This is a genomic window from Bradyrhizobium sp. (genome assembly GCF_035484855.1).
Classification (GTDB): domain Bacteria; phylum Pseudomonadota; class Alphaproteobacteria; order Rhizobiales; family Xanthobacteraceae; genus Bradyrhizobium.
Window position 1 is genome coordinate 21,485 of record NZ_DATHOP010000122.1, and the last position, 8,472, is coordinate 29,956.

Here is an 8,472-nt window from a genome sequence, read left to right on the forward strand (position 1 = left end):
GGCTTCCTGCGCCCCCTCGCCTGCGCGGCCCGTGCCGCGACTGGCGATCGCCCGCGCCGACGCCGGGCGCTTCGCCGGCGAACGCTTCGGCTTTGGGGTCGGAGCCGTGATTTCGACCGGTGGAAGTTGCGATATTGCCGGCGACGACTGGGTCTCCGCACGCGCCGCCGGCGCGATGGTCAACAGGCCAAGCGCGGCACAACTCGCCGACAGCAGAGCGATCCTCGAGAGCGGGCGGAGCCGTGATCGGAGAGCATGTCCTGTTGTCGTCGCCTTCCCCGATCCCATGCCACGCGTCCCCACACCGGATTCCATTCGCGCGTGCGGTTCATTTGCAACGAGCTGCTGCAATGTTGGTATCGAGCGAAAAAAATTGGGTCAACGGCAACAGGGCTTTGCGATGTTTGAATCCATCCAGATCAAAACGATTCTAATCTCGGCTTTTGAAATCGTTCTAAACGTAGATTTGAAACGTTCTAATTTGGATCGCAGAGAGATCGGGCTGCGTATGACCCTCCCCCGCTCTAGAACTTCGCCATCGTGCTGAGGCGGAAGGTTCGCGCCTGGCCCGGCGAGATGTTGTTGTTGCCGTCCGCCGACGCCCAATATCCCTTGTTGAAGATGTTCTCGACATTGAACTGCGCCTTCCATGTCTCGTTGATCTTGAGATAGAGCGCGGCGTCGAAGCGAACGAATCCCGGCAAGCGGACGGTGTCGTCGGAAGAGGCAAAGGAATCGCTGAAATAGATCACGCCGAGAGCTGCGGCCCACACCGGGTCGATCTGATACTTGTTCCACCACGCAAACTGGTTGTACGGCACGAGCTGGACGCGGTTGCCGGCAACGATGGTCGTCGACGTGGCGCTGGTGATTTTCGCATCCGTATAGGCATAGGCCAGCGACGATTGCCAGTCGCTCCTGACGTAGCCGGCAAGGCTGGCCTCGAAACCCCTGGTCAAAGTGCTGCCGGACGGAAAGAAGAACCCGGGATTGTTGCCGTCGGCTATCGGCTGGTTGGTCCGGTTCAAATTGTAGATTGCGGTCGATAACAAGAGCTTTGGATTGATGTTCCATTTCACGCCGGCTTCCGTGTTCTCGAATTTCTGCGGGTCGAGAATCACGGTACCCGGCGTCAGCGTCGAGAACTGATCGCCGGATGCCGGCAGATAGGAGATGCTGTAGGCCGCATAGACCGACAGGCTGTCGATCGGCTTCACGATCACAGCCGCCTGCGGCGAGATCTTGTCGTCGGTCCGGGCCTGCAACGTATTGGTGTTCATGTCGAGTGCCGACATGCCGAAGCTGTCGAAACGGGCGCCTGCGATCAACTGCAGCCAGCGGGTGATTTCGACGGTATCACGAACGTAACCGGACTCGAGATTGAGCCGATACCGGCTGTTGTTGTCGGCGGCGGTGACGCCGGGCGAAAAGGCGCCGGGGAATTGATGGATGAAGGTGACCGGCCCGAAATAGGCCGGCGCAAACGGATTCGCTACGATCGTATTGGTGCCGTTCGGGAAGATGCCGGTGTTGCGCACGTCGATGCCGGTCTGCTGGCCGAATTCGGTACCGAAGCCGACCGTGTGCAGCGCCGGACCGGTAGAGGTCTTGTAGGTGAAATCGGTCTGGTCGAAGAGGTTGTCGCGGTTGGTCGTATGCTGGTAGGCCGCGAGATTCATCGTGGTATCGGTGGGATCGACCGCTCCCGACAGCGGCCCGTTGCCGGGATAGACGTTCTGATAGAATTTCTGGTAGTCGGCGAAGATCGTCCCGTTCCTGACCGTCAATCCGTTTTCGAAATCGTGCTCGACGATGGCCATCGTGGTCTGCACGTCGGCGCGCGCGACATTCAGCGTCGGGCTGCCGAAGAAGGCCGAGAAGTCGCCATTCGGCGTGAACGGCGTCGCCGGATTGAAACGGGTGGCTCCGCCGGCCGGCGTCTGCGAGGGATTGCCGCGATCGGAGGTGCGCTCGTCATGAAAATATTCGTAGGAGAGTTTTATCTTGGTGTCGTCATCGGGCCTCAGCGTCACGGTCGGGTTGATGCCGAAGCGCTCGATCCGGCCAAAGTCGCGGAACGTATCGGTCCCCTCATAAAACGCATTGAACCGCACCGCGACGTTTTCGTTGACCGCCTGACCGGCATCGAGGGTGAAGCGACGATCGTTCCACGAGCCGGTCTGTATTGACGCGTCATACACCGGCGTGCCGTCGGCTTCCTTCAGCGTCCGGTTGACGAGGCCGCCGCCGGCGCCGCGGCCGAAGGTCAGCGCGCTCGGGCCCTTCAGCACCTCGACGCTTTGGGCGTTGTAGAAATCGCGAAAATATTGAACGTCGTCGCGAAAACCGTTAACGAAGAAATTGGCGCTGGAATCGACGCCGCGGATCACCAGTTCGTCGCGATTGCCTTCGCCCTGATGCACGGCCACACCCGGAACGTAGCGGGTGACCTCGGTGAAATTCTGGAAATTCTGGTCGCGGATGAAGTCTTTGGTGATGACGCTGAGCGACTGCGGAATGTTGACCAGCGGCGTGTTGGTCTTGGTCGCGACCGACGTGCTGTTGGCGTAAACCCCGACGCTGCCGGTGCGGGTGTCCTGGGATTCCGCGAACGCAGCCTTTGGCGCCGGCGCCTGCTCCGGCCGGCGTGCGGCCTGCGACCGGCGCTGCTGGGCACCGCGCTCGGCGTGTTGCGTTGGCGCGCTGTTGGCGCGGCGTTTTGCTTCCGGAGCGATGATCACGACCGGCGGAAGCTGGGGAGGCGGCGCCGCCTCCGCGGTTTGCGCGCGTGCCTGTGGCGCGCCGGCCACCATGCCAAGCGCGGCGCAGCTCACCGAGAGCAGCGCGGCCCGGAATAACAGGCGGATCCGGGGTCGGAGAGCAGGCTCCGTCGTCGTTGCATTCTCCAACCCCATAGCACGCGCCCCAAACCAGCTTCCAATGCGCGCGCGGTTCGTTTGCGGCGAGCTGTTGAATGTTGGTATCGAGCGAAAAAATTCGGGTCAACGGCAACGGTGCGTTGCGACGTTTGAATCCATCCAGATCAAAACGATTCTAATCCCGGCTTTGAAATCGTTCTAAACTCGGCTTCGAACGGTTCTAAGTAGAATCGCGGAAGTGCCTGAAAATAGCTGACTTATGACGCCGTCGAGCGAACACCAATGAAACGTTCGATGCCTCCATCAAACAAGTTTCCCATCGCCGAAGTTTCGCGGATCATGATCTGATCATCGTCATCCCATATGCGTCGCGCAACCGAAGCGACCGGGCCTCCGATTTTTTCGACAGCCGGGAGCGCGACGAACGAGACTGCAGGATTCAAGCTTTGCGACCACAACTCGACATCGGGTGCGTGGGCTGCATCCACCGCAGCCCGAATATCGGATCGCTCGAACGCGTGCTGGCCGATTATTTGGCCGCAACGTTGCCAGGGGGTTCGGCAAGGCCCTTGATCCGCTCCTTGATGTCGCGGAGCGTCTTGAGGCTGGTCTCGATGGCGTGGTCCGGAATATCCCGCAGCACGTCGCAGGCAATGGCTTCGCGCAGACTGTCGAGATCGTCGACCAGTTGGCGGCCGCTCGCGGTGAGAAACAGCCGGTTGGTGCGCCGGTCCCTGGGGTCGTGCCGACGCTCGAGCAGGCCATGCTCGACCAGACGATCGAGCAGGCGCACCAGCGAGATCGGCTGCAATTCGAGCACTTCGGCGAGATCGACCTGCGACAGTCCCTCCTGCTCCCGCAGCCGGAACAGCACGATCCATTGGGCGCGCGTGGTGCCGCGGCCCTTGGCACGGTGATCGATATAGTTGCGCAGCAGGCGCGAACTCTCGACAAGTTGCGCGACCAGCTGGCGTTTCAGATCCAGCGACACCGTGCTATTCCCTACCTCCAAGCTTGCGAATTGTTTAGGATTCTCAAGTTATGGTGTGTTTACACATTAAGTGCACGCATATTATATATCCTCGCCGGGAACCTGTTAAAGGCCCCCCGCTTCTTATTTTTTCAACCCAAGAGCCCGCATGACCAAATCGCGAACCATTGGCTGGATTTTGCTGATCGCCGTGGCGGGTGCGGCGGGCTATTACGGCTGGCAGCGGTTCCACGGCGAGGATCGGGCGGCGGCCGCCGCGAATGCGCAAAAGTCGGCGCGCAATGCTGTCCGCGTCACCATCGCGCCGGTCCAGAAATCCGATTTCCCGGTCTACCTGACCGGCCTTGGCACGGTGCAGGGCTTCAACACCGTGCTGGTGCGCACCCGCATCGACGGCCAGATCGACAAGATCGCCTTCAACGAAGGCCAGACCGTCAACCAGGGCGACCTGCTCGCCGAGATCGACCCGCGGCCCTATCAGGCGGCACTCGACCAGGCCAAGGCCAAGAAGGCCCAGGATGAGGCCAATCTGGCCAATGCCAATCTGGATCTGCAGCGCTACACCAAGCTCGGCGAATTCGCGACCCGGCAGCAGACCGATACCCAGCGCTCCACGGTGGCGCAATTGACCGCGCAGATCGCGGCCGACGATGCGGCGATCTTCAACGCCCAGACCCAGCTCGACTACACCCAGGTCAAGTCGCCGATCCCAGGCGTCGTCGGCCTTCGTCAGGTCGACGTCGGCAACATCGTCAACGCCTCCACCCAAACCGGTATCGTGACGGTCGCACAAATTGAGCCGATTGCCGTCATTTTCACCGCGCCGGAAGAGCAATTGCCGTATATAAACGAGGCGCAATCCAGTCAGCCACTGAAGGTGATCGCGATCACGACCGACGGCAAGAAACCCCTGGCGGACGGCACCCTGGCAGTGGTCAACAATCAAGTCGACACCACCAGCGGGACTATTCGCCTCAAAGGGGTGTTTGACAACAAAGACCACGCCTTGTGGCCGGGCCAGTCAGTCTCGACGCGGCTTCTGATCAAGACGCTGAAGGATGCCGCGGTGGTTCCCGACGACGCAATCCAGCACGGTACCGAGGGTCTTTATGCCTATGCCGTCGGTTCGGACAACAAGGCCGAACTGCGCAAGGTCAAGGTCGGCCAGTCGATCGACGGACGCACGGTGGTCGAATCCGGCCTGTCACCCGGAGAACAGGTGATTACGGCGGGCCAGTACAAGGTGCAGCCCGGCACGCTGGTGAGCACCGCGGTCGCCAGTTCGGACCAGGCGCAGGGCGGGGTCAAGCAGGAATGAGCGAGGGCATTTCCGCACCCTTCATTCGCTATCCCATCGGCACTTCGCTGATGATGGCCGGCATTCTCTTCGTCGGCCTCGTCGCCTATCCGCTGCTGCCGGTCGCCCCGCTGCCGCAGGTGGACTTCCCGACCATCCAGATCACCGCGACACTGCCGGGTGCGAGCCCAGAGACGATGGCCTCCTCGGTGGCGCAGCCGCTGGAACGGCAATTCGCGCAGATCCCGGGCATCGCGCAGATGACCTCGACGAGCTACCTCGGAACGGCGGCGGTCACCATCCAGTTCGATCTCAACCGCAGCATCGATGGCGCCGCCAACGACGTCCAGGGCGCCATCAACGCGGCCAGCGGCCAGCTGCCGAAAAACCTGCCCACGCCGCCGACCTACCGCAAGGTCAACCCGGCCGACTCGCCGATCCTGCTGTTGTCGGCGTCATCCGACACCTTGCCGCTGACCACCGTCAGCGATGCCGTCGACGCCCAGCTCGCTCAACAGATCAGCCAGATTTCCGGCGTCGCGCAGGTCATCATCGGCGGCCAGCAAAAGCCGTCGATCCGTGTCCAGGTCGATCCGGCGAAACTGGTCGCCAAGGGCCTGTCGCTGGAGGATGTCCGCAACCAGATTGCGATCACCACCGTCGACAGCCCGAAGGGCAATATCGACGGCGACACGCGGGCCTACACGATCTACGCCAACGACCAGATGCTGGATTCCAAGGACTGGAACGACGTCATCGTCGCCTACCGCAACGGCGGCCCGTTGCGGATTCGCGATATCGGCCGGGCCGTCACCGGACCGGAGGACGCCAAGCAGGCGGCCTGGGCCAACGGCAAGCGCGGCGTGTTCCTGGTGGTCTACAAGCAGCCCGGCGCCAACGTCATCGACACCGTGGACAAGATCAAGTCGATGCTGCCGCGGCTGGTGGCGGCGATCCCGCCGGCGATCAGGATCGAAGTCATCAGCGATCGCACCCAGACCATTCGCGCCGCGGTCGAGGACGTGCAATTCACCCTGCTCTTGACCATCCTGCTCGTCGTCATGGTGATCTTCGTCTTCCTGCGCAGCTTCTGGGCGACGGTAATTCCAACGGTGACCGTGCCGCTGGCGCTGCTGGGCGCCTGCGCGCTGATGTGGGTGTTCGGCTATACGCTCGATAACCTGTCCCTGATGGCGCTGACGATTGCAGTCGGTTTCGTGGTCGACGACGCCATCGTGATGCTGGAAAACATCACCCGCTATATCGAGGAAGGCGAGAAACCGCTGGCCGCTGCCTTCAAGGGCGCCAGCGAAATCGGCTTCACGATCGTGTCGATCAGCGTTTCGCTGGTCGCGGTGCTGATCCCGCTATTGCTGATGGGCGGCATCATCGGGCGGCTGTTCCGCGAATTCGCGGTGACGCTGGCGATGACGATCTTTGTCTCGATGGTGGTGTCCTTGACGCTGACGCCGATGATGGCGTCGCGCTTCCTGCGCGCGCACGGCGAAACCAAGCACGGCCGATTCTATCAATGGAGCGAGCGCGCGTTCGAGGCGATGCTTCATGCCTATGAGCGCGGCCTCGACGTCGCCATGCGCTGGCGCCTCACGACGCTCGTCATCTTCTTCGCGACGTTGGGACTCTCGGTTTACCTGTTCATCGTCATTCCCAAGGGATTTTTCCCGCAGCAGGATAACGGCCTGATCACCGCCACGGCCGAAGCCTCGCAGGACATTTCCTTCGCCGCCATGACGCAGAAGATGGAAGTCCTCGTCAATATCGTGCAGGCCGATCCGGCCGTCGCCAGCACGGCGATGGCGATCGGCGGCAGCGGCAGGGCCGGCAACAACGGCAACATGTTCATCACGCTGAAGCCGCGCAATGAGCGGACCGCGAACGCCCAGCAGATCATCGCCCGCTTGCGTCCCAAGCTCGACAAGGTCGAGGGCGCCCGGCTGTACATGCAGGCGGCGCAGGACGTTCGGCTCGGCGGCCGGCCGACGCGGACGCAGTTCGAATACACGCTGCAGGACGCCAATCCTGACGAACTGAACGAATGGGCGCCGAAGATCCTGACGAAGATGCAGACCCTGCGCGAACTGCGCGACGTCGCGACCGACCAGCAGAGCGAGGGCACGACGCTCGAGCTGAAGATCAATCGCGACACCGCCTCGCGCTACGGCATCCAGCCGCAGTTGATCGACGACACGCTTTATGACGCCTTTGGCCAGCGCCAGGTCACGCAATATTTCACCCAGCTCAACAGCTATCACGTCATTGAGGAAATCCTCCCCGACCTGCAGGGCAACCTCGACAGCCTCAACAAGCTCTATATCAAATCGCCGCTGACCGGCGATGAGGTGCCGCTGGCGACGTTTGCGACCTGGACCAGCGTGCCGGTGCGTCCGCTCTCGATCAGCCACCAGGGCCAGTTTCCGGCGATCACGATCAGCTTTAACCTCGCGCAGGGCGTGGCGCTCGGCCAGGCGACCGACGCCGTGCAGAAGCTGGTGACCGACATGGGCGCGCCCGCCACGCTCAATTCGAGCTTCCAGGGCACCGCGCAGGCGTTCCAGCAATCGCTCGGCACCGTGCCGTTGCTGATCCTGGCGGCGCTCGTCGTGGTCTACCTGATCCTCGGCATCCTCTACGAAAGCTACATCCACCCGCTGACGATCCTGTCGACGCTGCCCTCGGCCGGCGTCGGCGCGCTCGCGATCCTGATGGCGTTCGGCTACGACTTCAGCCTGATCGCATTGATCGGCATCATCCTGTTGATCGGCATCGTCAAGAAGAACGGCATCATGATGGTCGACTTCGCGATCTCGGCGGAGCGCGACGAGCACCTCTCTTCCGAGCAATCAATCCGCAAGGCGGCTTTGCTGCGGTTCCGCCCGATCATGATGACGACGATGGCCGCGATGCTGGGCGGCGTGCCCTTGATGCTCGGCACCGGCACCGGATCGGAAATCCGCCAGCCGCTCGGCTACGCGATGGTCGGCGGCCTGATCGTCAGCCAGGCGCTCACGCTGTTCACGACGCCCGTGGTTTATCTCTATCTCGACCGGCTCTCCAACGCCTTCGCTAGCTGGGGACGATCGCCAAACGCCGAGGAAGAGCACTCGGTGGCGGAGCATGGCTCGGTCAAGGAAGCTGCCGAGTAACTTGACGTTGGCTGCATACCGGCAATACCGGGACCATTCTCGCCCAGCAAAAACCCAGAGTCTCAGTCATCGCGGTTGCGTTATTGACGTGCCATTTCGGCGGCGCCGACGCCGTCGCCATCGAGCTTCTGGTCGTTGTGC

General features: G+C 62.1%; 5 protein-coding genes. 3 read left to right on the top strand and 2 right to left on the bottom strand.

Translation table 11 applies throughout. The annotated features are described in order from the left end of the window. The first annotated feature begins 31 nt into the window (after window positions 1–31). Window positions 32–547 (top strand): hypothetical protein, encoded by a 516-nt coding sequence (locus tag VK804_RS14265; RefSeq protein WP_325371465.1) that lies wholly within the window; start codon window positions 32–34, stop codon window positions 545–547. On the opposite strand, the gene VK804_RS14270 is transcribed toward VK804_RS14265, so the two are convergent. Beyond that, window positions 525–2,834, bottom strand: coding sequence for a TonB-dependent siderophore receptor (locus tag VK804_RS14270; protein WP_325371466.1), 2,310 nt, complete (start codon window positions 2,832–2,834; stop codon window positions 525–527). The genes VK804_RS14265 and VK804_RS14270 overlap by 23 nt on opposite strands. 574 nt (window positions 2,835–3,408) lie before the next feature. Further along, complete coding sequence (locus tag VK804_RS14275) at window positions 3,409–3,870, bottom strand: MarR family transcriptional regulator (RefSeq protein WP_325371467.1); 462 nt, start codon at window positions 3,868–3,870, stop codon at window positions 3,409–3,411. Between the two features lie 148 nt (window positions 3,871–4,018). On the opposite strand from VK804_RS14275, the gene VK804_RS14280 reads away from it, so the two are divergent. Both VK804_RS14280 and VK804_RS14285 read left to right on the top strand, forming a co-directional pair. Then, window positions 4,019–5,188, top strand: coding sequence for an efflux RND transporter periplasmic adaptor subunit (locus VK804_RS14280; RefSeq protein ID WP_325371468.1), 1,170 nt, complete (start codon window positions 4,019–4,021; stop codon window positions 5,186–5,188). Further along, window positions 5,185–8,331, top strand: a complete 3,147-nt coding sequence (locus VK804_RS14285) for an efflux RND transporter permease subunit (protein WP_325371469.1) — start codon at window positions 5,185–5,187, stop codon at window positions 8,329–8,331. Before VK804_RS14280 ends, VK804_RS14285 begins: the two co-directional genes overlap by 4 nt. The last annotated feature ends 141 nt before the right edge of the window (window positions 8,332–8,472 follow it).

Excerpts from the sequence above, each read along its gene's own strand:
- VK804_RS14280 (WP_325371468.1), top strand. The coding sequence starts at position 4,019 with ATGACCAAATCGCGAACCATTGGCTGGATTTTGCTGATCGCCGTGGCG.
- VK804_RS14285 (WP_325371469.1), top strand. The coding sequence starts at position 5,185 with ATGAGCGAGGGCATTTCCGCACCCTTCATTCGCTATCCCATCGGCACT.